Genomic DNA, 25,298 nt, shown 5'->3' with positions numbered 1-25,298 from the left:
CCCGCCTAGTCTCCGGCCACGCCGATTTCACGGGAGGCTACTTTGGCCACGGCCCCAAGCTGCGCGGTTCTTCCTGGACCCTCCAAATGGCGGCCAATATCATTTACACGTCCCCCATGCTTCACTGGGTCTCCAACCCCGCGGACATGGAAGCTGCTTTCCCGAAGGATTCCCCTGAACGGGAAGTTGTCCGGAACATCCCTTCCGTATGGGAGGAAACCATCGTCCTTCCGCCGTCTGCCATTGGGGAATGCGCTGCCTTCGCCCGGCGGTCAGGAAACCAGTGGTACATTGCTCTGATGAACGGAGACGGCAGGGAACGCACCGTTTCCATTCCTTTGAATTTCCTGGACAAAAACACGGCATACCAGGCCTCCATTCTCCGGGATCTGGCGGAAAAAAATGACGGATGGAGCGTGGAAACCCGGAAAGTCACTTCCGGAAATACCCTTTCCTTCACCATGCGTATCAAAGGCGGAGGTATCGTCCGCATGGTTCCCTCCGGAACGCGGCATCCTGCCCCCTAAAGAACGGCATCCTGCCCCAGGCAGGGAAAAAGCCCCCCCTCTTCTTCCCTCTTCAAAGGCGGAGCGGCGGAAAACCATGTTCATCCGCCGCTACACCGCCCGTCCTGGAAAAACCGGGGAAAAAGTAACAAAACTCAACCCTCCCCGCGCTACCCGTCCGCACCCTGCTCCCTGGTGCTCCACGCCGGAAGCCAGCGCACCTCCCGAAGACGGTAGCCGCGTTCCAAAAGAGCGCCGTGCAGGCCGGGAAGATGCGCCGCTCCGTAAAAGACGCCTATCCTGCGCACGCCCTTGCCGCTCCAACGGTCAAACACTTCCATGCACTTGGCGTTCCGGCCTTCCAGAATCACGGTATTCTCCAAACCATTAGGAGCATTGGCCATCATGCCCATCAGCTTATTCTTCAACCCCGTTTTATTGCCGGCCAGGAAATCCGCCATCAATCCAAATTCACCGGCCCGGTTCGTCCCGGTTTTCTCAACCAGGGAGGACAAGACGGATTTAAGCATCAGGCCGGCAATGCTTTCACCCTTTCTGGCCTGCGCCTCGCGGAATTCATCCAGCGTCATGTCCGCATGGACGAAATGGGCTGCGGAATAATCAATGCCCTGATGCTGGGTCTGGAGTCCCAGCATATTGCTCAACTCCTTGTAGGCGCCCCCCAGCAGCCCCATTAAAAAAGACTTTTCCTCCTGCCCGCATTTCTTCCTCCATTCCACTATCCGGTTCCATTCCCGCGCCTCTTCCAGAGTCAGCCCCCCCAGCGGCTTGCTGCGGTCTATCTTGCGGCGCAATTCCTCTTCCCGCCGGAGGCCCTCTCCGCCAATCATTTCAAAAAGCAGTACATCGTACCTGCGGAACAGCTTATTCAGCCGGTCGTAATATTCCGGTTCCGCCACATGAATAGCACCAATGAGAGCTACTTCCATCCCATTGTCATGGACATAGGCAGCTACGGGAGTGGACAGGCTCTGCCGGTCGGGTTGAGGAGAATCAAGAAGGATGTACCGTCCGGGATACCCGCCATATTCCGCCTTCTCCGCATCGGGAATATCCGCAGCCGGTACAGGAGAACACCACCAAAGGACAGCCAGAAAACAATGCAGCAGTTTCATCATGCTCAGACTACCGGGGAGCATATTAAGAGCAAGCCCAAAAAAAAGACTGCCTTCCTTTCCGGAATGGAAAGACGGCATGAGCATGAATTCCCACCTTATTCAAAAAGCCGGAATCGCAAAACTCCCGCGCTTTTTCAACGGAAGCCGGAAAATCAAAAATCCCGCACCCGAAAACGGATGCGGGGAATGAAAAAGCCCATTCTAAACGCCAGGCGAAAACAATCCGCCCGGCCATGAACGGTTACTTGCCGCAGCAGCACTTGTCGGTCAAGGCCCCTACACCGGGAAGAACCTTGCCTTCCAGCAGTTCCAGGGAAGCGCCGCCGCCCGTGGAACAGAAGGAAAGCTTATCCTGCACCTTGAATTTCTTGGCTGCCGTCACGGAATCGCCGCCGCCTACAATGGAAATGGCGGAGGAATCCGCCAAGGCTTCCGCGACTTCCTTGGTTCCCTTGGCGAAGCAGTCCATTTCAAATACGCCCATCGGGCCGTTCCACAGAACGGTCTTGGCATCCTTGATGATGGCGGAGAACTCTTCAATGGCTTTGTCGCCGATGTCGATGGCCATGCCGCCTTCCGGCACCTTGCCGCCTTCAGCGAAAGGAGCCGTGCAGAAGGTTTCGGCACCGTCTTCAAATTTCATGGCTACGCGCACATCTGCAGGAAGCAGGAATTTCACGCCCTTGGCCTTGGCCGCCGCCAGAATTTCCCGGGCCAGATCCAGCTTGTCCCCTTCAATCTTGGAAGCGCCCAGGTCATACCCTTCAGCCGCCAGAAACGTATTGGCCATGGCGCCGCCAATCAGGAACGTATCAGCTTTCTCCATCAGTTTGGAAAGCACTTCAATCTTGTCGGACACCTTGGCGCCGCCCATAATCACCACAAAGGGTTTTTCCGGGTTTTCCAGCTTGCCTTCCAGGTATTCCAGTTCACGTTCAATCAGGAAGCCCATGGCGCTCTTTTCCGCAAAATGCGTCACGCCTTCCGTGGAAGCGTGAGCACGGTGGGCCGTGCCGAATGCGTCGTTCACGAACAGCGTGGCATTGCCCAGCAGGGACTTGGCGAACTCCGGATCGTTCTTCTTTTCACCAGGATAAAAACGGACATTTTCCAGCAGAACCACATCACCGTCCTTCATGGCGGCGCGGGCGGCTTCCGCTTCCGGGCCAATGGCGGCGGAAACGAATTTCACGTCCTTGCCGAGCAATTCGGAAAGGCGAGCGGCAACGGGCTTCAGGGAAAAAGCGGGATCGGGTTCGTTTTTGGGACGGCCCAAATGAGAGGTAAGGACAAGGCGTGCGCCCTGATCCAGCAGGAACTTGATGGTGGGGAGAGCAGCCACAATGCGGGCGTCATTGGTAATTTCCCCATCCTTGAGAGGGACGTTGAAATCCACGCGCATGAGGACTTCCTTTCCCTTGGCGTCAAGGTCGCGAACAGTAAGTTTAGCCATATCGGTTTATATTGTTTGGTTCAATGAATAAAAAAGGGAGGGCATTTCTGCCCTCCCGGATAAATCCCCGCCCGCCCGGCAAAACCGGCCAGGAAAGCCGGAAAATTGAAACAGGCGGACGGCAAGACTTGTCGTGCAACTGAAGAGCAAGCGTTGTCCGAAAGAACTTACTTGCCGCAGGAGCATCCGCAGCCCAGGCTGTCTCCCAGCTTCTTCATGGCCTGGGCGGCGCGGTTGGAGTAACCCCATTCGTTGTCGTACCAGCCGCAGACCTTCACCAGGTTGCCGCCGACCACATACGTGAAGCCGGAGTCAAAGATGCAGGAGTGGGGGTCGGAAACGATGTCCTGAAGAACGAGCGCTTCTTCGGAGTAAGCCAGGATGCCCTTCAGCGGGCCTTCAGCGGCTTCCTTCATGGCGGCGTTTACTTCTTCCACGGTCACATCCTTCTTGAGCACGGCCACAAAGTCGGTCAGGGAACCGGTCGGAGTCGGAACGCGGAAGGAAGCGCCGTTCAGGGAACCCTTCAGGTTCGGCATTACTTCACCAATGGCCTTGGCGGCGCCGGTGGTCGTCGGAATGATGTTGATCGCGGCGGCGCGGGCACGGCGGGGATCCTTGTGCGGAAGGTCCAGAATGCGCTGGTCGTTCGTGTAGGAGTGAATCGTGCTCATCATGCCCTTTTCAACGCCGAACTTGTCGTCCAGCACCTTCACCATCGGAGCAAGGCAGTTGGTGGTGCAGGAAGCGTTGGAAACGATATCGTGCTTGGCAGGATCGTATTCGCTGTCGTTGATGCCCAGAACGAAAGTCAGGTCCGGATCCGGGGAGGGAGCGGAAATAAGAACCTTCTTGGCGCCGGCGTCAAGGTGCTTCTTGGCGGCGTCGCGCTTGGTGAACAGGCCGGTGGATTCCAGAACGACGTCCACGCCCAGATCCTTCCAGGGAAGGTTGGCGGGATCACGTTCCACGGTGATGAGGATCTTGTGACCGTCAACGACCAGATAATCACCCTCGATGGAAATTTCACCGTCAAACTTGCCCTGCGTGGAGTCATACTTGAGCAGGTGGGCGATCGTTTCGATAGGAGTCAGGTCATTGATGGCAACAACCTTGTTGCGTTCTTCCTTGGACATGGCGCGCAGTACGTTGCGACCAATGCGTCCAAAACCGTTAATAGCGTATTTGGCCATAAGATTGAGGGCTTCAGATTTGATTAATTACTAGTCCCGGACTTATTCAAGTACCATGGACGCTGCAAGTTTAAAAACGTTTCAACCAGCCGTCAACACTATTGTTCCCCCATCATGGCAGTATGTTCCCCCAGCTCCCGCAAACAGGGAACACTCCGCCAGGCGGACATGTTCTCTCATGAAAATCAAAAACTTGCAAAAACACCTTCCTTCCTCCGGAAGCTCCTTCAATTCATGGAACGCAAAGCGGCGCGTATCAGCTCGTCCACGTCTGCATCCGGATGGTCCTTCAGATGGGCGGCTATCGCCTTGCGGGATTCCACCTGCTTGAACCCGAGCGCAATCAGCGCCAATTCCGCGTCCCCGGCGGCCTGGGAAGTAGCGCCCTGGGCCTGGGCTTCCCACGTGGCGGCCAGGCCCACTTTATCCTTCAGTTCCAGGACGATGCGTTCCGCCGTCTTCTTGCCCACCCCCTTGGCCCGAGCAATGCCGGAAACATCTCCGCCCACAACCGCCTGCTTGAACTGCTCCACGGACAGGGAACCCAAAATGGCAATCGCCGTTGCCGGGCCGATTCCGGAAACACGTTCAATCAGCAGCAGGAAAATATCCCTTTCCGCATCCGTGGCAAAACCGTACAGCACCTGCATGTTCTCCCGGACATGCAGGTAGGTTTTCAGCGTCAGCTCTCTGCCGGGAAGGGGATTCAGCCTGTCAAACGTGGACAGGGGCACAATCACTTCATACCCCACCCCATGAACATCCAGGATCAACCGCTGGGGATATGATTCCGCCACCGTGCCGCGCAGAAAAGCTATCATACCCTTAACGTGACACAATCCGGCCCGCGCGCAAGCCAAAAACGCATCCTCCGGAACCGCTTCCGTCATCTTTTCTGGAGCACGTGCAGCCTGACATGTTCCAGATCCTCCCGGTGGTAAAAGCAGCGCACGCGCAGTCCACGGGCTGTTTTCATCCTGCACCTGTATTCACGCAGCAGCCCTTTTTTCACCAGCCTGTAAACATAGCTGCGCACTACTCCCAGCATGCTGACAGCCCCGGCCATATCCATATAACACGGAGGCACGCGGCGGCGCACGGGCTCCCTTCCAGCAAGAACCCGCTCCACATCCAGCCGCCGCCAGTACAGGGCCAGGGGGCCCGTACCCTTGCGGACCACCCGGAAACGGACACCGTGGCGGTGCAGATACTGGCGCGCGGCGGAAGCACTGCAGCAGAGCCGTGCCGCGACGGCGGATGTCTCCACAAATGCGCTACCCGCCTCCGTGTAAGGCTGGCCGGACCTGGGATTCGTTCCGCGGCGGCGGATTTTGACATGTTCAGGGAAACTCAATTTGGGGTTGCTGATATATTCACGCCCTCCCACGCCGATGAATGTTTTCTTAAAACGGTATATCATGATTAACGGGTTTTCACATTGGATTTACGAAGCCTCATGCAGCCGTTCCGCACGAAACTCTAACATATTTTGGAGATTCCAAAAATGCATTGAGTTTAAGAATGTTCAACATTTTTCTTTGTTTTTCTGTTTTTTACATTCATACTAAACTCATTTCTCCGCAATATATGCCCGGAGACCATGCCGGCCAATAATGTGAAAAGGGCCTACGCGCCCATCGGGAAACTTATCCCCCTTAATCTTTTCCGGATCTCAAGCCTTCCATTCCCATAAACAAGAGGGGCTGGAAACAAATTTCCCCCCTTTTTCCAGGCGTTCCTTTCCGATGCCGCAAACTTTCAAAAGACAACTTCTTTCCCTGCGCGATTCCACCATACGGCTTCCCCGAAAACATTCATTTCCGGCAAGAAGCCTGAAGAAGGGATCATGAGAAGCCCCCCGGTTTCACCAACCGCTGACGACACGCCCCTTCACTCTGCCCCCCGTTTCCCCATCCGCGTTTTTTCCGATATTTCCCCCATCATGAAAACCGGCCCAATAAAAAACCCGGCTTCCTTGCGGAAAGCCGGGTATGGGAAAAATGCCTCAGGGAAGAAGTTTTGCCGGACGCCCTTCAAAAATCCCGCGCTGAGGAACGAAAATGCGGTCATTGGGCTGGATGGGAATCGCCCTGTCTTTAATGGAAAAATAATCATACGTCACGGTTTTTCCACCGCGCGTCACCTGCACGTAGCGGGATCCCCAGTCCGTGATGTCGCCGGCGCCCACAATTGCCTCCAGAAGCGTCATGCCGCGCCGCCACAAAACATTCTTCTTCATAGCCACACCGCCGCTTACCAGAACGATGTGTTCCGTCAGCCGCGCATCCGAACTCTGCACCTTCACCAGAAACGTAGGGGCCGTGTACAGCTCCGCCTTCTTGTAGGCGGCCATCAGCATGTCTTCAATCTGGCGGGCCGTTTTGCCTACCACGCGCAGTACATCCTGCCCCGGAGGGAGCTGGGGCATGCGTATCGTACCGTTCCCGTCCAACAGATACTGCCCGGAAATAGCGGTAGCGTCGTCGGAGGGAATGCCGCGCACCTGGATTTCAATGGTGCCCTGGGGCGGCACGGCATCCGGAGACTGGGCGGAGCCCAGCCCCGCCGGGCCCAGCATAAGACAAAGGATGGAACAAATATATTTTTTCATGGAGCCATGGGTTAATACAAATCTTCACTATCATGGGACTGGGTGGCTGCCAGCTCCTTGGCCTTTCCAGAACGTTCCACCTTCTTCATGGAGGAGGCATCCGCATTCTCGCCGGAGGAAGAGCCATCCGCAGAATAGTAGGAATAGTAAGTTGTGTAATACTGATACTGGTGATCGGACGTAATGTCCACATTATTCATCACCACGCCGGCCAGGTTACCGCCCACGGACTCAATTACCTGCTTCTGCCTCAACAGGGCTTTCAGCGGCAGCTTGCGGGGCTGGACAACCATAAGAGTCATATCCACCTCGCTTACAATGACGGCGGAGTCACTGACCCCCAGAATGGGAGGGGAATCCACCAGCACAATGTCAAAACGTTGCTTCACTTCCTGCAGCAATTCATTAAACTTGCGGGAATTCAAGGCGCCTGAAGGATCAAAGGGAGTAGGCCCCGCGGGCATGACGTACAGGTTTTCAATGGGCGTCTGAAAAATGACTTCCTCCAGAGGATAATCTTCCAGCAGGTAGGAAGTCAGCCCTACCTCATTATCCAGCTCATAATACCGGTGAAGCTTGGAACGGCGCAGGTCGGCGTCAATCATCAGGGTGGCATACCCCCCCTGGGCGCAAATATAGGCCAGGTTGCACAGAGTGGTGGTCTTCCCTTCCCCGGCGCTGCCGGAAACAAAGGTCAGCGAAATTTCCTCCAGGCCTTTCTTGTTGAATTCTATGTTCGTCCGCAAAATGCGGTAGGCTTCCGCATCCGGCCCCATGGCATCGGATGAATGCAGAATCGGCACATTCTTGGGAATAATGCCCAGTACGGGAACCTGAAGAGCCCGTTCCACGTCTTCCATGGTTTTCACGGAAGTATCCATGAATTCCAGAAGCAGGGCCAACCCGATGCCCAGCAACAGACCGGCGCCCGCTCCCACCGCCAGGTTAATAGTCACATTCGGTTTGTAGGGCGCAACAGGGTAGGTCGGCAGCTGATACATTTCAATCACCTCACGGGGCACGCGCAAACGGGCAATCTCATCCTTGTATCGGGAGTCCAGTTCCTTAAGCTGGTCCAGCGCAGCGTCATAATCACGGCTGGCCTGTTCATACATGGGAACCTGCAGGACGTGCTTCTGAAGATCTTCCTCTTTTTGGGCGACGGTAGCCTCCCAGTGCTTCCGGCTCGCGGCAACCATTTCCAGCTTGCTCTTCAGGGAAGAACGCAGGCCTATCAATTCCTTGTTCAGCTTATCCCCCAGAATTCTTTCCGTTTCCAGCAATGCCAGCATTTTGGGATGCCTGGCGCCGATGTTCTGGGATTTCAGATTTTCCTTTTCCTTGAGCTTGTCGGAAAATTCAGCATAGGTCTTACGGAGAGCGTCCGCACCCACAGTCTCCGCATTCAGCAGGTCGGAACTGATCACGTAATCCAGCAACTTGTCGTCGGGCAGACGCTGCAATTCCTGCACATAGGAAGCCAGTTCTTTTTCCCTCCTTTCAAAATCCATGGCCTGCGCCTTGGCATTCCGGAATTCCTCTTCTTCCATGCCGGCCGTCAGGGTGCTGCGATGTTCACCGTTCCTCCAGGACGTGGGCAGGTAGGAACTCTCCGCAATCAGCTTTTTGAGAGCCATCATTTTTTCATTGACGGCATCCTCCTGTTCCCGAAGGACATCCTTCAGGCTCTTGATGGCGGTTTCCACCAGACGGTTTTCGCGCATTTCACGGTCCTGCTTGTACGCCTCAGGCACCGCCTTGGCGATATTCTGCACCAGTTTGGGGTCCGGACCGGAAACAATGACGTCCACAAGGTCCGTGGCGCGCACGGGGGCCACCTTGATCATGTCGGCCAGATTAGTCGCCGCCATTTCATCCGTCATCCCCCATTCCGCGGCAAGGTTCAGTTTTCTGGATACCACTTTAAGCACTTCGGCGGAAGTCAGCACGGAATACTGCATGGGAATGTAGTTGGCCGTCACGTTGGAAGTGGCAACTACGTCCCCCCCTCTGCCGATATCCATCACAGGCTTGGGCAGTTTAATCTGAAACTGGCTGGTCGCCCGGTAGGAAGGCGGCATCAGGAAAGTCACTACAACGGAAATGACCAGCACCAGAAGGAAGACAAGAAAGACTTCCTTCCAGCGATTTTTTAAAACCTGCAAATAATCAATATTGCGTACGATGCGATCACTGTTCTGCTGATCCTGGGCACTCATGAAATATAGTAAGGCAGTAAGATAAAAACTCCTCTAATTGTGAATGAAAATTCGCAATTAGAGGAGTAAAGGCATTAATGGTCAGTCAAGACTTAGAAGCTGTAATTCATGCCGAAGGAGAACACATTGCGGTTGTAGGAGGGCATCGGGTAGTTATAGCCGCTGTAGGAACCGTTCGTGTAAGAATATTGGGCCGTAAGGGCCAGGGCATTCGTCAGCAGAAGCTTGATACCGGCGGTAGCATTGAAAGTCAGGTTGGACGTGTCACTGTTGCTGATGGAACTCGGACGCGTATAATCGCTGGCAACCAGGTTTACTCCGCAATTCAGACTGACGCGGTGCGTCAGCTTCAGCGTGCTGTGTACCCCGAAACGCCATGTTTCATTGGAATAATAGCTGGCGCCGTTGTAAGGAATGTAGGTATTCACCGCTTCGTTGGAATAACGGACGAACGTTCCGAGCATGAACCGGTCGCTCAAGCGGTGGTTTAAGCCGAATTCCGCGGAAGGATAGGTTTTTGTTCCGTAGCTTTCGACATACTTGAACTGAGGACCTACGCGCAGCGTAGCAGAAGTATTTTCGCTCACCGCGTATTCAGCGCCGGCCATGACGAAGTTGGAAAATTCGTTATTGCCGTATTCGCGATTACAGTAGGATCCCGTCCAGCCCAGGGAAACAGCCAGGCGTTCCGTCCATTTGTACCGGTTGGTGAAATTCATGCCAACATAATCGCGGTTATCCGTCTTGGCGGAATCCTCCTGATAGTCGATCATGGAGAAATTGGCGCCCAGCGTCGTGGAATAGCGGGAAGTCCACGCCTTGCTCACGGAACTGGAAACATACACGTAAATGTAGTCGCCGTCCCGGCGGGCATTGGCAATACCGTTGGAATAGTTGGGTTCCGGCTGCCATGCGAAGGAGACGCTGCCGTTATAACGCAACGTCTGGTCAAAACTATGGGAAAGTTTGGCGGACAGCGTGGAATTGGAAAGGGCTTCATTCGTTCCGCCATCAAGGTCTTTCAGGTAAAAAATACCCCCCAGCTTGGCGGAGAAAGAATACTGGGTCACGGCATCGTAGTTGGCCAGGGAGCACCCTATGTCCGTACTGATGAACGCGGATTCCTGCTTGTTATAATTGGAGGCGTTGACATTGTCGTCATACCCTCCCGCCAGGTTGAAGAACCACTTGAGAGGAAGGGACTCTTCCAGACCCACCGGACCCGCCAGCGTGTACAGAGACTGCCCGTTGGCATGGACGGCAAACATGCCGGCGGCCACCAGGGAGAGATAAAAAAGACTCTTCATGCTATTTATTAAATAAGAATCAGGTTAATTGCCAGCAGGATTGGACACGGGAGCAGGGCTGGTGGGCGTGCCGCCCACAGGAAGACCGCCCGGCAGAACCAAACTCCCTTCAGAAATACCTTCGTCAGGACTTGCCAGACCAGAACCTTGAACAGTTTCCCCGGAGAGAGGATTGTCAGGGGTCTGAGCTGCCACATCCACAGCAATGGAAGAAACAGCAGCGGCTACCGGAGAATTACCCAGAACCTTTTCAACCGCTTCCGAAATGGGAGCCACGGACGCATACGGGTTAGACTGGGAAGAAACAGCGGAAGCGATCACATTGCGCACATGCCCCTCCCTTATATTGGATCCGTAACTCCGAACAGCGGCGGAAGCAACGGCAGGAGCGCTGGAAGGGAAAGCCCCCGCAGCCATGGACACCATCGCCCCCATCACACGGTCAGAAACGTCAGCCTTAACCGCCTCATTCAAAACTCCGGACACTGCTTTCACATCCAGAGCACCGGCCTTCAATCCGGCCTGAACAATATCCGCCATTTTCACAATAAAAACCTTTTCAACAGCGGAGGCTTTAACCGAATCAACAGCCGGAGCAGCAGTTTGCTGAGCCACACCGGGAAGGGTACCCGCAAACGCAAGTGCCAGCGCACTAAGCGCCGCCTTTGTCACGAACCTGGCTTTCATAAAGGAAGTATTTAGCAAGTGAATTTAATAAAAAAATGGAGCGGGTAACGGGAATCGAACCCGTATAATCAGCTTGGAAGGCTGGAGCTTTACCATTAAGCTATACCCGCGCAACGAACGCATTATGTTCAAATCACGGAATAAGACAAGTTTTTTTTCATTACTGCGTCAAAATAACAAAAAAGAGGATACGTTTTTTCTGTGGTCTTGACATCCGGGTCTTCTGCCGCTAAATAGGCATCCGCATTTCATGCGGGCGTCGTTCAATGGTAGGACGCGAGCTTCCCAAGCTTGAGACGTGGGTTCGATTCCCATCGCCCGTACCAGTTTGTTCCGCAAGTTATTGTTTATCAAAGCTTGCGTTTTTGTTTTCTTGAGACGGCAACATACATGGCAACGCCTGGAAACGGCCTTTCAAGACATTGTCCCACAGGCAGAAGACATGATTTATCCGCAAAGAAGCCTTGTTCCGTGTGAATAAAAAAGACCTGGCAGCCTCTCCCAATACGGGAACAGTCCGGGCAATACGTCCGTGCCGGCGGCGAATGCTTCCGGCACGGACGTGAATTACAGGGAGAGGCTACCAGCCAAGAACAAATTTCCTCTGGATTTTAGCAAGAAGAAGCACTTTGCGGATCATCGCCCGGGTTTCATTAAGGAGGTTGAGATAGAGAAGCGCCCGTCGCATATCGGAGGCGTCTTCCGGACGCAGAATAATCTGCTGTTTGACGGCTTCCGCAAATTCCTCATCCAGGGCGTCCATGCCTGCCAGGCATTCGTCCAGCCCGGTATAGTCATTGCTTTCCATCATTTCCCGGAAACGGGGGTAGAGGGAAGAAACACGGCTGTTCATTCCCCGCAGAAGCTCTATCCTTTCCAAATCCAGCCCTTCATGGTTGTTGTCTATATAGGCATGGCTGGCCGTAGTAATGTTGGAGAGGGATTCAAAGACGGAGGTAGCGTATTCCACCATCTGCACATAGCGCTTGCCTCGGTCGGCCTCTTTGTCCGGGAGTTCACGGACGACGGGCATAACTTCCATCGCCATTTTATCGCTCAGGGAACGGCGGATGCCGCGAGCTTCTTTCCGGAGTTTTTTCAGACGCTTCCGGTCCTCCACGTTCAGGGCCTCCAGATTCATTTCATAGATTTCCGCCATGCGCTTCATCAGTTCAATAATTTCCTCATTGTAGCGTGCGGCGGCAGCCGGGTCCCGGTAATTGGCGGCCTGCGCCTGAGCTGCAGCCTGGGTTCTTTTGCGATGGAGCCTGGAACTTTTCAGAAGCAGGAAAGCCGCCAGAGAACACATGGCGATGATGCCGAAGAGACCGCCATAAAGGATGCAGGCCGCCACAATGAAGCACATGGAAAACGCGGCAAAGGCCGTAAAGAACCACCCTGAAATCACCGTAATCACTCCGGTGATGCGATACACGGCGCTGTCCCGCCCCCAGGCCTTGTCCGCCAGGGAGGAACCCATCGCCACCATGAACGTCACATACGTGGTGGAAAGGGGAAGCCGAAGGGACGTGGCCAGAGAAATCAGCAGGGCAGCCACCGTCAAATTCACGGAAGCGCGAATGAGGTCGAAAGATGCACCGTTATCCGGCCCTTCCGGCACAGGCCGGAAGCGTTTTTCAATAAACCTCCCGACGCAGGAAGGCATGATTTTTTCCACCGCGCGGGAAGCATTCAGGGCATAACGCACCGCCATGCGGGCCGGGGGGACGGAGCCGAACCGCTCTACTCCCCCGCCCTGCCTCGCCAGATTGACTTCCGTATCCGTAACGGTTTGCGCCTTTTTGGAGAACATGAGGGCCAGCACCATGATGACGCCCGCCCCCAGCAGGTAACGCCAATCCGCCGTGACGGGGGCCATCAGACCGCCCATGGACAGAGTGGTAAGGTCCGCCCCCTGCGCTGCTGCGGCGGCCGCAATTTCCATGGAAGACTGCCCCGCCATAAAAACGCCGATGAAGTTGACCAGGTCATTCCCGGCAAAGGAAAGGGCCAGGGCCATGGTGCCCGCGAGAACGGATACTTTCAGGATATTGACTTTGCAAAGATTCTGGAGCACGGCCATCAGAACGGTCCAGAATGCCAGGCTGCAGCAAACGTACAGCCAGATATGGTCGTCCAGATGGCGGATCATATCCTTGGTGACCAGCGTGCTTCCCTTCAGCCCCTTGAAAATGGCAAAGTAGGTGATAGCCGTCAGGGCCACGCCGCACCAGACGGCGCCCAGGTATTTGAAGGATTTTTGATAGTTGAAGGAGAAGATGAGGCGGGAAATCCACATAACCGTTATCCCGCAAATGAAAGCGATAAAAACGGAGGAAAAAATGCCGGAGATGATCGCCAGAGCTTTGGAGGAATTGATGTAGCTGGACAATTCCTGAGCGACGCCCGGTTCCCCGGACCAAATTTTAAAGAGAGCTGCAGCCACGGCGCCGCCCAGCAGTTCAAAAACAATGGAAACCGTGGTGGAAGTGGGAAGGCCGAACGTGTTGAAAACGTCCAGCAGGATAACATCCGTCAACATGACCGCCAGAAAGATCAACATGATGTCATGGAAGGAAAACCGGGCCGGCATGAATACGCCGCTTCTGGCGATTTCCATCATGCCGCTGGAGAACAGCGAGCCGATGATGATACCCAAAGCGGCCACCAGCACAATCGTCCTGCGCGGAGCGGCCTTGGAACCGACGGCGGAGTTCAAAAAGTTGGCGGCGTCATTGGAAACTCCGACAACGAGGTCGAAGCAGGATAACACCAGTATCAGTCCTATGATAAAGTAATAGATTGGGTCCATATGCGTAATAAACGGCCCTCTATTACAGGAGGCCGCTCCCGCACGCCCGTTTTAAAACGTGAACATTCCGTCACATTTTCCCATACGCCCCTGCTTCCGGTCCTCAAAAAAAGAGGAGAGCGGATTCATCCGCCCTCCTCCCGCTTTCATTAAATGTAAAAAACAAAAATCCTAACGGTCCACATGAAGGATATTTCCGTCAGGGGCAATCAGCACATCATAATCGTCACGGCTGTCCGCAACTTCCACCTTGTAACGGACAAGTTCTCCTTCAGTAATTTTTTCCGCTTCCTTAATCCGGCATCCCGGATAACGCTTCAAAACGGACGCACGGACGGCTTCCGGAAGAGAGGAAGCAGCTATTTCTTCCTTAATCCTCACAATTTTCCCATCAGGAGCAATCTTCACGTCAAACTGGAATCCGTTAATTCTAAATTCGGCTTCGTAGATCCTTTCCATGCCATGCATTTCAGAGTCCCATTCAATGGGACCGGCGTTCGGATAAGCACCCTTGACACTGGAAACGGCGGCAACCGGAACGGAAGACTCCGGGATATCGGCCAGGGCAGAAGGCATGACCAGTACTGCCGCCGCAAACAATATGTTCTTATGCAGCTTTTTCATGTTATGATTAGACAAATATGTTCTATAATCATTCAATATTTTTCTAAATTCTGAACATCCTGTGCAGCTTTTTTTCCCGAAACCGGCTCTTGATGAAGCATATTAAAAAAGGCTCCCCGGAAAAACCGGGGAGCCTTGAAGCCGATTGCCTTGGTCTCGAAGAAACGGACGGGGCTTACATCATGCCCATGCCGCCCATTCCTCCCATGCCGCCCATGTCGGAAGCTCCGGAGCCGCAGCTGCAGCTCTTCTTCTCGGGCTTGTCGGCAATGACGCATTCCGTGGTAAGCAGCAGGCCGGCGATGGAGGCCGCATTCTGCAGAGCGGAACGGGTCACCTTGGTCGGATCCACCACGCCGGCGGAAAGCAGGTCTTCATACTTGTCCGTGGCCACATTGTAACCTTCGGCAGTATTCTTCATGCCTTTCACGTTGGCGACGATGAGGGCCCCTTCGCGGCCGGCATTGCAGGCCAGCTGGCGGAGCGGGGCTTCCACAGCGCGATAAACGATCTGGGCGCCGGTTGCTTCATCACCTTCCAGTTTGAGGGTGTCAATGGCTTTCTGGGCGCGAATCAGCGCCACGCCGCCGCCGGGAACGATGCCTTCTTCCACCGCAGCGCGGGTAGCGTGCAGGGCGTCGTCCACACGGGCCTTCTTTTCCTTCATTTCCGTTTCCGTAGCGGCACCCACGTGGATGACGGCCACGCCGCCGGCCAGCTTGGCCAGGCGTTCCTGGAGTTTTTCGCGGTCGTAATCGGACGTGGTGTCCTTGATCTGGCGGCGAATCTGGGAAATGCGGGCTTCAATATCGGAAGATTTGCCGGAACCTTCCACGATAACGGTTTCATCCTTGGAAACAACCACGCGCTTGGCCTGGCCGAGGTCTTCAATGCCCACGTTTTCCAGCTTGATGCCCAGGTCTTCCGTGATGCACTTGCCGCCGGTAAGGATGGCGATGTCTTCCATCATGGCCTTGCGGCGGTCGCCGAAGCCGGGAGCCTTGACCGCGCAGATGTTCAGCACGCCGCGCAGACGGTTGACTACCAGGGTGGCGAGGGCTTCGCCTTCAATGTCTTCCGCGATTACCAGGAAGGGACGGCCGCTCTTGGCCACTTTTTCAAGCAGCGGAAGGAAGTCCTTCAGGTTGTTGATTTTCTTTTCGTGGATGAGGATGTAGGGGTTTTCCAGCACCGCTTCCATCGTTTCCGCGTTAGTCACGAAGTAGGGGGACAGGTATCCCTTGTCAAACTGCATGCCTTCCACCACGTCCAGCGTAGTTTCAATGCCCTTGGCTTCTTCCACGGTGATGGTGCCGTCCTTGCCCACCTTGTCCATGGCTTCCGCGATGATGTTGCCGATTTCAGCGTCCCAGTTGGCGGAGACGGTAGCGACCTGGGCCACTTCCTTGCTGGAGTCGACAGGCTTGCTGATCTTCTTGAGTTCTTCCACAACGGAATCCGCAGCCTTCATGATGCCCCTCTGGAGGGAGATGGGGTTGGCCCCGGCAGTAACATTGCGCAGGCCTTCGCGGTAAATGCTTTCAGCCAGCACGGTAGCGGTAGTGGTGCCGTCGCCGGCCACGTCATTGGTTTTGGAAGATACTTCCCGGACAAGCTGGGCGCCCATGTTTTCAAACGGGTCTTCCAGTTCAATTTCCTTGGCCACGGTTACGCCGTCCTTGGTGATGAGGGGGGAACCGAATTTTTTGTCAATCACTACGTTGCGGCCGGCAGGGCCCAGCGTGCTCTTGACAGCCTTGGCAATCTGTTCCACGCCGCGGAGCAGAGCCTGGCGGGCGGTTTCGTCAAATTGGATTTGTTTAGCCATAATGTTAAATATTTAAAATAATGTTGAATGTGTGTGTAGTGCCATTTAGCCGATGATGGCCAGAATATCGTTTTCAGACAGGATAAGGTAGTCTTCCCCGTCCAGTTTGATTTCCGTGCCGCCGTACTTGGAAATAAGCACGCGGTCTCCGGGCTTCACGGTAAATTCAATCAGGGCGCCTTTTTCATCGCGTCCGCCGGTGCCTACGGAGATCACTTCGGCTTCCTGGGGTTTTTCCTTGGCGGTGTCCGGCAGGAACAGGCCGCCGGCCGTCTTGGTTTCAGCTTCAATGCGCTTGACCAGCACACGTTGTCCTAGGGGTTTGATGTTTGCCATAGTATGTTTTTTGATGTTGTTGTAGATGAGTAATACGGGATGTAATGTTCCGCCGGAGGAGGAATTGCTTCCCACTCCGGCGGGAAGAGGGTTGCTTATTTATCGTCGTCCACGATTTCAGCGTCCACCACGCGGCCTTTCGCCTTGCGGGGACCGTCGGAAGGTTCTTCTTCGGCAGGGGCGCCCGGCATGGGGCCGGCGGCCCCGGCGGACTGCTGGGCGGCTTCCGCCGCCTTGTACAGGGCTTCCAGACGGGATTCCAGGTCTTCTTTGCCAGCCTTGATCGCCGTGATGTCCTTCTTGGAGACGGCTTCCTTGAGACGCGTTACCTTGTCTTCTATTTCACGCTTGAGGTCTGCGGGCAGCTTGTCCCCCATATCCTTAAGCTGGCGCTCCACGGAGAAGCAGAGGGAGTCAGCCTGGTTGATGGTGTCAATTTCCTCAGCGCGTTTCTTGTCTTCTTCCGCGTGGGCTTCCGCATCGCGCTTGGCGCGTTCAATTTCATCCTTGGAAAGGCCGCTGGAGCCCTGAATGGAAATTTTCTGCTCCTTGCCGGTGCCCTTGTCTTTGGCGGATACATGCAGAATGCCGTTGGCGTCAATGTCAAAGGTCACTTCAATCTGCGGCACGCCGCGCGGAGCGGGGGAAATGCCGTCCAGCTTGAAGTTGCCGAGGAGCTTGTTATCCTCAAACATCTTGCGTTCGCCCTGGCAAATGCGGATATCCACGGCGGGCTGGTTGTCAGCGGCGGTGGAGAACACCTGGCTCTTGCGCACCGGGATGGTCGTGTTGCGTTCGATCATCGGAGTGGCGATGCCGCCCATCGTTTCAATGGACAAGGTCAGAGGAGTCACGTCCAGCAGAAGCACGTCATTCACGTCCCCCTGAAGCACGCCGCCCTGAATAGCGGCGCCCAGGGCCACCACTTCATCCGGATTCACGCCCTTGTGGGGTTCCTTGCCGGCCAGCGTATGGGCCATTTCCTGCACGGCGGGCATACGGGTCATGCCGCCCACCAGCACCAGCTCGTCAATGTCTCCGGTTTTCAACCCGGACGCGGCAATGCAGTCCAGCACAGGCTTGCGGGTGCGGTCCAGCAGGTCTTCCGTGAGCTGTTCCAGCTTGGGACGGCTCAGCGTCAGCTGGATATGCTTGGGGCCGGAAGCGTCCGCCGTGATGAACGGCAGGCTGATGTCATAGCTCTGGGTGGAGGAAAGGGCGATCTTGGCCTTTTCCGCTTCTTCCTTGATGCGCTGAATGGCGTCAGGCTGGTTGGAAAGATCCATGCCGGAGTCTTTCTTGAACTCGCCTATAATCCAGTTGATGATTGCGTTGTCCCAGTCATCGCCGCCCAAGTGGGTGTCACCGTCGGAAGCCTTCACCTCAAACACTCCGTCGCCGATTTCCAGCACGGAAATATCAAAGGTGCCGCCGCCGAGGTCATATACGGCAATGTTTTCATTGGACTTTTTGTCCAAGCCGTAGGCCAGGGCCGCCGCCGTCGGTTCATTGATAATGCGGCGCACTTTAAGGCCTGCGATTTCACCGGCGGCCTTGGTCGCGTTGCGCTGGGCGTCATTGAAATAGGCGGGGACGGTAATCACGGCCTCCGTAATCGTTTCGCCAAGTTTGGATTCCGCATCGGCTTTCAGCTTGGCCAGCACCATGGAAGCGATTTCCTGGGGGGAAAAGGTCTTCTTTTCACCGCCCACATCCACGCGGATGTAGGCATCTCCGTTGGGAGCTTCCACAATTTCGTACGGCACCTTTTTATCTTCTTCCGTCAGTTCACTGTACTTACGGCCGATGAGGCGCTTGGAGGAAAACACGGTGTTTTTCGGGTTGGTTACCGCCTGACGTTTGGCGGCCTGCCCCACGAGGCGTTCACCGCTTTTGGTGAAAGCAACAATGGAGGGAGTGGTGCGCGCACCTTCGCTGTTTTCAAGTACGGTACCCTGACCGCCTTCCATCACAGCCATGCACGAGTTGGTCGTGCCAAGGTCGATTCCTAATATTTTAGCCATATCGTTATTTTAGATTGTTTTGAATGGATTTCGTTGAGATTTGATTTCCTCATGACCTGAAGCATCATGCAGGCAAACTCATATTCTTGCCTCTTTTGTTGCAAATGGCATGCCAATCTGGCAAGGCATACTGAAAAATAAACGCAAATGTCATATTATAATCATATTACGCTGTTTTTCCTTTCATTCCTCTATTTTCCCGACAAAGGAAAACGGGACATAATGTCACACCAGAAAAGAGACAAAATGTCACACAAAGTCATTTTGTCCCACTTCCGGGGGAAACCGGATAAAGGCCGTTCCGTCATGAATCCCCCGTGCCGGGAGAAGTTTCCGCGTCCTCCATGGTTCCGCATTTGCCATATGCCAGGCGCTTCATAAAATCCTTGTAAAGCACCGTTTCCATACGGCCGTCGCCGTATTCCAGCACTGCGCTCATGGTTTCCACCCAGTCCCCGCAATTCAGATATCTCACCTTTCCCACCATGGTATCCGCCGGATGATGCACATGCCCGGCGATGATGCCGTCACACTGCCTCTTTACCGCCAGGCGTTGAAGCTGTTCCTCATATTTTCCGATAAAATTGACGGCGGATTTCACGCGGCCCTTGATGGCGCGGGAAACGGAATAATATTCCCTGCCCCGCCAGGCGCGGTATTTGTTGTAAAACCGGTTGACCATCAGCAAAACGTCATAACCCAGAGAGCCGAGCATCGCCAGCCACCGGTGATTGGTGGAAATGGCGTCAAAACCGTCCCCATGCACGCACAGGTAGCGTCTTCCATCCGCAGCCTGGTGCACGTACTCCCTGGCAATTTTCAAACCGCCCAGATGAAAAGGCAGGAATTTTTCCAGAATATCATCGTGGTTTCCGCGCAGGTACAGGACTTCCACATCCTCCTGTTCCATCTTTTTCAACAAGGTGCGGACAAAGCGCGTATGCCTCCGCCGCCAGCGGCTGCCGCGGGACAAAGCCCAAGCATCCACAATATCCCCCACCAGCACAATTTTTCCAGCCCGGACATGTTTCAGAAACTTCCGGCATTCGTCCGCCTTGCAGTCTTTCGTTCCCAGATGAAGGTCCGACAAAAAAACCGTGCGGCATTCCAGCACGGCATCCCGCGGGGGGCGGGCGCAGCCGGTCCCGTTTTCCTCCCGGGCCACGGAAGCCAGCAGTTCTTCAAACCTGTCATGGATGGAATCCCAAGTTCTGGAATTCACCGTCCTGCGGGCCTGTTTCCCAAGCCTCCGGATCATCTCCCCGTCTTCCAGCAGACGGCGCATGGCGGAATAAAACCCCTCTTCATCCCCTTTCTCCGCCTGAAGGCCGTTGATGCCGTCCAGCACCACATCCGCGGAAGCGGCATACCGGTAGCTGGCCGTAGCCAAACCGCTGGCCATGCCTTCCAGCAAAACGTTCCCGAAAGTTTCCGTCTCACTGGCGAACAGCAAAACGTCCATGGCGGCATAATGGCGCGCCAAGTCTTCCCCACGGCGCATTCCGCAAAAAACGGCATCAGGAAACTCACTGCGCAGGCTGTTCATCATGGGGCCGTCCCCTACCACCACCATTTTCATGCCGCAATCCGGAAACTCCCTCTGCAAGCGCGTGTACAGCCCCAGGGCCGTCACCAGGTTCTTTTCCCGCGCCAGACGCCCCACGACGCCAAATACCACTTCATCCCGCCAGACGCCCCATGACTGGCGCAGGGAAGCATCCCTCCTGGCGGGATCAAACAGGACGGCATCCACTCCGCGCCCCATGACGGAAAGGCGTTCAAACCCCATCCCCTCCAGCGTACGGCGCATTTCCTCCGTGGGAACCACTGTCATCCCTGCCCTGTTGTGGAGTTTGCGCAGGTAATTCACGGCGGCCGTTTCCAGTCTGGAGAAATGGTAATCCTTCATATACTGGTGGAAATTGGTATGGAATCCCATCACCACGGGAACCTCCAGCGTACGGGCGGCCTTCACGGCAGACGCTCCCATGGGGCTTTCCGTAGCCACGTATACCACATCCGGCCTTTTTTTCATCCATCTGGCGCGGAACCTGTCTGCAGAAGGCAGCCCTATCTTCACCTCATGGTACATGGGGAGGGGAAGGGACGGCATAGCCGTCTCCCCAGGGTCGAAAGAGCCGTTCCGTTCAGAAGCCCTCATCACATGCACCAGATGCCCGCGCATCCGGAGGCCGCCGACCAGACGCCCCAGCGTCAGGGCCACTCCATTTATATCAGGTTCATACGTATCCGTTACCACATCAATTCTCATGTACCGGTACCATGAGCGGAATGGCTTCCTCAAACAAGATGCGGCCGGAAACGAAACCGTCACAAACATCCGGTTATGCTCGCAGCCCCGGCAGAATCAACAGCCGCTCCGGAGCAATGCCGCCACGGCCTTCCCGTTTTTCCCGTACGGGTACGTATCATGAGCCCTCTTTTTTTATCAGGACATCTTCCAAAACTGCGTATTACTGCAAAAAAAGAAACAGCCCATTGAATATCAAACGCTCTCAATCCATGCGCGTTCATCTGCGCATTTCAAATCCGCAGTCAATCAAATTTTTTGAGAAAAAAGGACTTTCATCGTATAGAGAAAAAAAAAAATCACAACGCATCCTGAAAGAAACAATCCCCAATATTGATTTTATCCATTGATAATAAAATCAATAAGGAAGCACCAGTTCCTTTTTTCGCTGACATGCGGATTTGAAATCCGCCACAATGCATGCATATGGGATACACAAAACGGAAATGAATGAATATTCAGAAAGACTTTTAATAAAAATAATAACAATTTCCATGTAAAAAAACGGAAGAATGAGGCGGGACAACAGACGCGCCTTTCCGCCTTTTTCACTTCAGGAAAACAGGATGCATATTTTTAATATGCTGATAACAAAAAGGTTAACCAACATTTTTCAACCTATTTTAAACACTGCGGATTAGGAATCCGACGTCAATATCAGTTTTTCATACCAAATGCATTTCTCCAAAATCATCCATCATTTTCCCGGACACAACCCTCAACAAAATAAATTTGTTGGAACAAAATATAAACTATTGATTGTAATATACTTGCTTTTCATAAAAACATCTTTGAACACTTCATTCGGATTCCTAATCCGCTATTGAAGCACCACTTCCATCCCTCCCTATCTATTCCATGAAATTGACCAATTGCTATCGCTACATGGCTGTGCTTTATACAGCTTCCTGCGGCGCCGCCTCGCCTCTTTACGGCCCCCTGGAAACAGGTTTGCAGGAATCCCAGCTTCTGAATTCCCTGAAAACCTGCAAATCCCTGGAAGGGCCGGAAACAGACGCCTACCTGAGCCGTACAGGGCTGAACGGAGCCTACAAGACGAAAAAACCTATTGGAGGCCTTTTCTTCTCCCTGCATTTCGAGTACGGAAAGGATGGAGGTCTGAAAGCCGTTTCCTTTTACTCCACCACCAAAGCGGGTAAAGAGGAATACGATACGCGCCTGAAATCCCTGTACAAGCGCATGCTGAACGGCCTGACGGGACTTTACGGCCCCCCCATGAACCTGCCGGACTGGATTGAGAAGGAATCTCTGCCAGCAGAGCGCGTTTTGTACATGCACATGTGGCGCCTCCAGCCGGGCTGCTTTCTGATGGCCGGGCTGGCCAATATGGGCGCTTCCGGCTACATTCCCGTTTTCCGAATATCCCCGCCTTCCGGCATGCCTCCCAAATCCAGGAAAGACAGGAACAAACTTAAATCCGAATGGGCGGCGATTCCCGAATTTTACGAATTCATCAAAGCGGAACGCTTCCTGGCCAATGCGGTATTCGCCATGTCCCATAAAAAATACCCGGACGCGCTGCAGCTCTTCCAAAAAGCGGCGGATCTGGGCAGCCCCAACGGATACTGGGGACTGGCCCACCTGTACAGGCTGGGACCCGACGGAGTGGAAAAAAACATGCGCCTGGCGGATGAATACACCAGAAAATCCGCCCTGTCGGGATTTGCGAGGGCTGCCATGAAATTCGGAAAAACGTGGGACCAATTCTGCAAGAGCCAGGACTTCACGGAAGCGGAAGCCAGGGAATGGCAAAACAGGAATCTTCGCGCCGCCAGAGCCGGCTACGCCTCCGAGCAATACAACATGGGAATCATCTGCCTGTACGGATTCGGCGTGGAAAAAAACCTGGAAACTGCCCGGGAATGGCTGGAAAAGGCAGCCTCCCAGGACCATGCACAGGCCAAAGCGGCATTAAAAGCATTGCCCGATGCCGGGACAGGTAAAGACACTCCCTCCTGAACCATCTCCCAACAACCAGTTCCCCATATCAAGCCGGCTGCGCTTTCCCCCGGAAGCGCACAGAGCCGCTCCGGCACCCCTATGAAACACCGGACCGGCAGGGAAGCGGGTTCCACCGCTTCCCTGCCGTAAAACGCCAATCATGCAGCACCAGGAATCAGCAGATGCGGGGAAGCTGCATTCCTGAAGGCATCGTCAACACCCGCTCCACTCCAAGACGTCCCGTCATCAGCAGGGGCGCCGTCCCCAATTCCTCCACACGGCCTATGACGCAGGCTCCGGCAGATACGCTGCAGCCGCGCATCAGGTTCAGGGCCTCTTCCTCATGCTCCCGTGGAAGAACAGCCAGATAACGTCCCTCACAGGCCACCTGAAGAGGGTCCAGCCCCAACAGCCCGCACGCCGCCCTGACATCCTCACGCACGGGAATGGACATTTCATTCAGCTTCACTGTCAGGCCGGCAGATTCCGCAATCTCCGAAAGAGTGGCGGTCAATCCGCCGCGGGTCACGTCACGCAGGCAATGCACGGGAATGCCGGCACGAATGACGGCGGCCACGGATTCATGCAACGGAGCGGAATCACTTTCCAGGCCGTCTCCGAAAGACAGCCCGGCGCGCAGGCTCATAATCGTCATGCCGTGCCTCCCCAAATCCCCGCTGAGCAGCACGGAATCCCCCGGACGAACGGAAGAAGGGCTGATCTCCAACCCATGGCGCACGATGCCAACCCCGGCAGTATTAATGTAAATGCCGTCCCCCTTTCCGCGCTCCACCACTTTTGTATCCCCCGTCACAATACGGACGCCCGCCGCACGGGCCGCGGCAGCCATATCTTGTGCCACGCGGGCCAGGACTTCCAGCGGAAGCCCTTCTTCCAGAATAAAGCCCGCCGTCAAATACAACGGCTCCGCGCCGCTCATGGCGAGATCATTCACCGTTCCGTGCACCGCCAGTGAACCGATGGAGCCGCCGGGAAACTCCAAAGGCTGCACCACAAAGCTGTCCGTCGTCATCGCCAGCCTCCCCGGAGGAATCTCCAATACGGCGGCGTCATTCTGCACGCCTCCGGAAGGGCACCCGAAGGCGCTCAGAAACACGGAACGGATCAGCTCATTCATCAAGCGGCCTCCGCCGCCATGAGCCATCTGGATACGGTCGGAAACAGGCTCCGGAACAGGACACTCAAACATGACATCAACTTCTTTTATAATGATAATAAGCGGCGCAAGCCCCTTCCCCGGACACCATGGGAGCCCCCAGCGGGGCCAGCGGCGTGCAGGACGATCCGAAAAAAGGGCATTCTCCAGGACGAATCAGCCCCCTCAGCACCTGCCCGGCCAGGCATCCGGAAGCTTCATCTGCTCCCGGCCTCCCCTTTCCGCATTCAAAACGCAGAACGGCATCCATGTCATTCCACTCACGGCGCAGCCTCATGCCGCCGCCGGGAATCATCCCCAGACCGCGCCAACGGCGGTCTTCCGGCTCAAAAACTTCATTCATTCTTTCCTGTGCCGCCGTGTTCCCACCGGGTTTCACATAACGTCCGTACGCATTCCGCACTGCATATTCCCCGGCTTCCAGCTGGCGGACGCACATCAAAATGCCGCGGAGCAGGTCCGGAGCCTCAAACCCCGTCACCACCATGGGCGTCCGGTAACGGGCGGCCAAACGCACGTAATCCATTTCCCCTGTGACGGCGCAGACATGGCCGGGAGCCAAAAAAGCGTCCGGCCTTCCCTCATCCTGGTCCATCAGCCATTCCAGAGCCGGGGGGACCAGCACATGGGCGCAGAGAACGGAAAAATTGGCATATCCCAGTGCACGGGCCTGCTGCAGGGCAAGAGCCGTAGCCGGGGCCGTCGTCTCAAAACCTACGGCGAAAAACACCACTTCCGTATCCGGATGGCTTCCGGCATAAGCGACCGCTTCCAGCGGAGAATACATCAAAAGCACGTTCCCTCCCCCGGCCTTGGCGGAAAACAAATCCCCGCGGGAGCCCGGCACCCGCATCATATCCCCGTAGCTGCACAAAACCACGCCGGGCCTCAGGCTTAATTCCACGGCCTGGTCAATCAACTCCACCGCCGTAACGCAGACCGGACAGCCGGGACCATGAATCAGGCGCAGGCCGGGAGGCAGCAACTCCTCCAGCCCCAGAGAAGCAATCGCATGCGTCTGGCCTCCGCATACCTCCATTACCGCCCACGGACGCGTCACAGCGTGGCGCAATTCTTCAATCAGCTGCCGGGCTTCCTCCTGCATAAAT

20 protein-coding genes and 2 tRNA genes are annotated in these 25,298 nt (G+C 55.1%); 4 read left to right on the top strand and 18 right to left on the bottom strand.

Translation table 11 applies throughout. The annotated features are described in order from the left end of the window. A partial coding sequence (locus tag WW58_RS08905) for a glycoside hydrolase family 97 C-terminal domain-containing protein (protein ID WP_046437006.1) occupies positions 1–527 on the top strand: 527 nt, incomplete at its 5' end. Between the two features lie 149 nt (positions 528–676). Here the strand turns inward: WW58_RS08905 and WW58_RS08900 are convergent. From WW58_RS08900 to WW58_RS08855, 10 genes are all read right to left on the bottom strand, one after another. Then, complete coding sequence (locus tag WW58_RS08900; RefSeq protein WP_128484592.1) at positions 677–1,645, bottom strand: hypothetical protein; 969 nt, start codon at positions 1,643–1,645, stop codon at positions 677–679. Positions 1,646–1,886: 241 nt separating this feature from the next. Next, positions 1,887–3,098 (bottom strand): phosphoglycerate kinase, encoded by a 1,212-nt coding sequence (locus tag WW58_RS08895; RefSeq protein WP_022196850.1) that lies wholly within the window; start codon positions 3,096–3,098, stop codon positions 1,887–1,889. A 167-nt stretch (positions 3,099–3,265) separates the two neighbouring features. Continuing rightward, the gene (gap, locus tag WW58_RS08890; RefSeq protein ID WP_012420455.1) at positions 3,266–4,291 is read right to left on the bottom strand and encodes a type I glyceraldehyde-3-phosphate dehydrogenase; all 1,026 of its coding nucleotides are present in this window, start codon (positions 4,289–4,291) and stop codon (positions 3,266–3,268) included. A gap of 227 nt (positions 4,292–4,518) precedes the next feature. Then, positions 4,519–5,112 (bottom strand): Holliday junction branch migration protein RuvA, encoded by a 594-nt coding sequence (ruvA, locus tag WW58_RS08885; RefSeq protein WP_042449043.1) that lies wholly within the window; start codon positions 5,110–5,112, stop codon positions 4,519–4,521. Between the two features lie 65 nt (positions 5,113–5,177). Further along, entirely contained in the window at positions 5,178–5,711 is a 534-nt protein-coding gene (locus WW58_RS08880) for a hypothetical protein (protein ID WP_012420453.1), read from the bottom strand. A gap of 585 nt (positions 5,712–6,296) precedes the next feature. After that, positions 6,297–6,902 carry a polysaccharide biosynthesis/export family protein gene (locus tag WW58_RS08875; RefSeq protein ID WP_046437001.1) on the bottom strand — a complete coding sequence of 202 codons (606 nt, stop codon included), beginning with the start codon at positions 6,900–6,902 and terminating at the stop codon, positions 6,297–6,299. A gap of 11 nt (positions 6,903–6,913) precedes the next feature. Next, positions 6,914–9,121, bottom strand: coding sequence for a polysaccharide biosynthesis tyrosine autokinase (locus tag WW58_RS08870; protein ID WP_046436999.1), 2,208 nt, complete (start codon positions 9,119–9,121; stop codon positions 6,914–6,916). Between the two features lie 92 nt (positions 9,122–9,213). Beyond that, positions 9,214–10,428, bottom strand: coding sequence for a hypothetical protein (locus WW58_RS08865; RefSeq protein ID WP_046436997.1), 1,215 nt, complete (start codon positions 10,426–10,428; stop codon positions 9,214–9,216). Positions 10,429–10,452: 24 nt separating this feature from the next. Continuing rightward, positions 10,453–11,115, bottom strand: a complete 663-nt coding sequence (locus tag WW58_RS08860; protein WP_046436996.1) for a hypothetical protein — start codon at positions 11,113–11,115, stop codon at positions 10,453–10,455. Between the two features lie 36 nt (positions 11,116–11,151). Further along, positions 11,152–11,225 (bottom strand) — tRNA-Gly (locus WW58_RS08855). 142 nt (positions 11,226–11,367) lie between these two features. Here WW58_RS08855 and WW58_RS08850 point away from each other — a divergent pair. Continuing rightward, a tRNA-Gly gene (locus WW58_RS08850) sits at positions 11,368–11,441 on the top strand. Positions 11,442–11,695: 254 nt separating this feature from the next. On the opposite strand, the gene WW58_RS08845 is transcribed toward WW58_RS08850, so the two are convergent. The 6 genes from WW58_RS08845 to WW58_RS13390 form a co-directional block, all read right to left on the bottom strand. After that, positions 11,696–13,927 carry an inorganic phosphate transporter gene (locus tag WW58_RS08845; protein WP_046436994.1) on the bottom strand — a complete coding sequence of 744 codons (2,232 nt, stop codon included), beginning with the start codon at positions 13,925–13,927 and terminating at the stop codon, positions 11,696–11,698. 171 nt (positions 13,928–14,098) lie between these two features. After that, complete coding sequence (locus WW58_RS08840) at positions 14,099–14,551, bottom strand: PepSY-like domain-containing protein (RefSeq protein ID WP_102739842.1); 453 nt, start codon at positions 14,549–14,551, stop codon at positions 14,099–14,101. Positions 14,552–14,726: 175 nt separating this feature from the next. Continuing rightward, entirely contained in the window at positions 14,727–16,382 is a 1,656-nt protein-coding gene (gene groL, locus WW58_RS08835; protein ID WP_035196530.1) for a chaperonin GroEL, read from the bottom strand. A 42-nt stretch (positions 16,383–16,424) separates the two neighbouring features. Next, positions 16,425–16,715, bottom strand: a complete 291-nt coding sequence (gene groES / locus WW58_RS08830) for a co-chaperone GroES (protein ID WP_012420445.1) — start codon at positions 16,713–16,715, stop codon at positions 16,425–16,427. Positions 16,716–16,810: 95 nt separating this feature from the next. Continuing rightward, positions 16,811–18,739 carry a molecular chaperone DnaK gene (dnaK, locus tag WW58_RS08825; protein ID WP_022198274.1) on the bottom strand — a complete coding sequence of 643 codons (1,929 nt, stop codon included), beginning with the start codon at positions 18,737–18,739 and terminating at the stop codon, positions 16,811–16,813. Between the two features lie 304 nt (positions 18,740–19,043). Next, positions 19,044–21,011: a glycosyltransferase gene (locus WW58_RS13390; protein ID WP_288143436.1), complete on the bottom strand. Its 1,968-nt coding sequence runs from the start codon at positions 21,009–21,011 to the stop codon at positions 19,044–19,046. 11 nt (positions 21,012–21,022) lie between these two features. On the opposite strand from WW58_RS13390, the gene WW58_RS08810 reads away from it, so the two are divergent. Both WW58_RS08810 and WW58_RS08805 read left to right on the top strand, forming a co-directional pair. Then, positions 21,023–21,400, top strand: coding sequence for a hypothetical protein (locus WW58_RS08810; protein WP_288143435.1), 378 nt, complete (start codon positions 21,023–21,025; stop codon positions 21,398–21,400). Between the two features lie 508 nt (positions 21,401–21,908). After that, complete coding sequence (locus tag WW58_RS08805) at positions 21,909–23,030, top strand: tetratricopeptide repeat protein (protein ID WP_046436990.1); 1,122 nt, start codon at positions 21,909–21,911, stop codon at positions 23,028–23,030. Between the two features lie 157 nt (positions 23,031–23,187). Here WW58_RS08805 and hypE read toward each other — a convergent pair whose 3' ends face one another. Both hypE and hypD read right to left on the bottom strand, forming a co-directional pair. After that, on the bottom strand, positions 23,188–24,222 hold the full coding sequence (hypE, locus tag WW58_RS08800) for a hydrogenase expression/formation protein HypE (protein WP_046436988.1): 1,035 nt from the start codon (positions 24,220–24,222) through the stop codon (positions 23,188–23,190). A 4-nt stretch (positions 24,223–24,226) separates the two neighbouring features. Beyond that, complete coding sequence (gene hypD / locus WW58_RS08795; RefSeq protein WP_046436986.1) at positions 24,227–25,294, bottom strand: hydrogenase formation protein HypD; 1,068 nt, start codon at positions 25,292–25,294, stop codon at positions 24,227–24,229. Between the last annotated feature and the right edge of the window lie 4 nt (positions 25,295–25,298).

Origin of the sequence: Akkermansia sp. UNK.MGS-1, from assembly GCF_000980515.1 — a bacterium.
In the GTDB taxonomy this organism is placed as follows: Bacteria; Verrucomicrobiota; Verrucomicrobiia; order Verrucomicrobiales; family Akkermansiaceae; genus Akkermansia; species Akkermansia muciniphila.
This window is presented reverse-complemented; position numbering and strand designations above follow the sequence as displayed.

Coding starts and splice junctions, on each gene's coding strand:
- WW58_RS08900 (WP_128484592.1), bottom strand. CDS start 1,645: ATGATGAAACTGCTGCATTGTTTTCTGGCTGTCCTTTGGTGGTGTTCT.
- WW58_RS08895 (WP_022196850.1), bottom strand. CDS start 3,098: ATGGCTAAACTTACTGTTCGCGACCTTGACGCCAAGGGAAAGGAAGTC.
- gap (WP_012420455.1), bottom strand. CDS start 4,291: ATGGCCAAATACGCTATTAACGGTTTTGGACGCATTGGTCGCAACGTA.
- ruvA (WP_042449043.1), bottom strand. CDS start 5,112: ATGATAGCTTTTCTGCGCGGCACGGTGGCGGAATCATATCCCCAGCGG.
- WW58_RS08880 (WP_012420453.1), bottom strand. CDS start 5,711: ATGATATACCGTTTTAAGAAAACATTCATCGGCGTGGGAGGGCGTGAA.
- WW58_RS08875 (WP_046437001.1), bottom strand. CDS start 6,902: ATGAAAAAATATATTTGTTCCATCCTTTGTCTTATGCTGGGCCCGGCG.
- WW58_RS08870 (WP_046436999.1), bottom strand. CDS start 9,121: ATGAGTGCCCAGGATCAGCAGAACAGTGATCGCATCGTACGCAATATT.
- WW58_RS08865 (WP_046436997.1), bottom strand. CDS start 10,428: ATGAAGAGTCTTTTTTATCTCTCCCTGGTGGCCGCCGGCATGTTTGCC.
- WW58_RS08860 (WP_046436996.1), bottom strand. CDS start 11,115: ATGAAAGCCAGGTTCGTGACAAAGGCGGCGCTTAGTGCGCTGGCACTT.
- WW58_RS08845 (WP_046436994.1), bottom strand. CDS start 13,927: ATGGACCCAATCTATTACTTTATCATAGGACTGATACTGGTGTTATCC.
- WW58_RS08840 (WP_102739842.1), bottom strand. CDS start 14,551: ATGAAAAAGCTGCATAAGAACATATTGTTTGCGGCGGCAGTACTGGTC.
- groES (WP_012420445.1), bottom strand. CDS start 16,715: ATGGCAAACATCAAACCCCTAGGACAACGTGTGCTGGTCAAGCGCATT.
- dnaK (WP_022198274.1), bottom strand. CDS start 18,739: ATGGCTAAAATATTAGGAATCGACCTTGGCACGACCAACTCGTGCATG.
- WW58_RS13390 (WP_288143436.1), bottom strand. CDS start 21,011: ATGAGAATTGATGTGGTAACGGATACGTATGAACCTGATATAAATGGA.
- WW58_RS08810 (WP_288143435.1), top strand. CDS start 21,023: ATGAGCGGAATGGCTTCCTCAAACAAGATGCGGCCGGAAACGAAACCG.
- WW58_RS08805 (WP_046436990.1), top strand. CDS start 21,909: ATGAAATTGACCAATTGCTATCGCTACATGGCTGTGCTTTATACAGCT.
- hypE (WP_046436988.1), bottom strand. CDS start 24,222: ATGTTTGAGTGTCCTGTTCCGGAGCCTGTTTCCGACCGTATCCAGATG.
- hypD (WP_046436986.1), bottom strand. CDS start 25,294: ATGCAGGAGGAAGCCCGGCAGCTGATTGAAGAATTGCGCCACGCTGTG.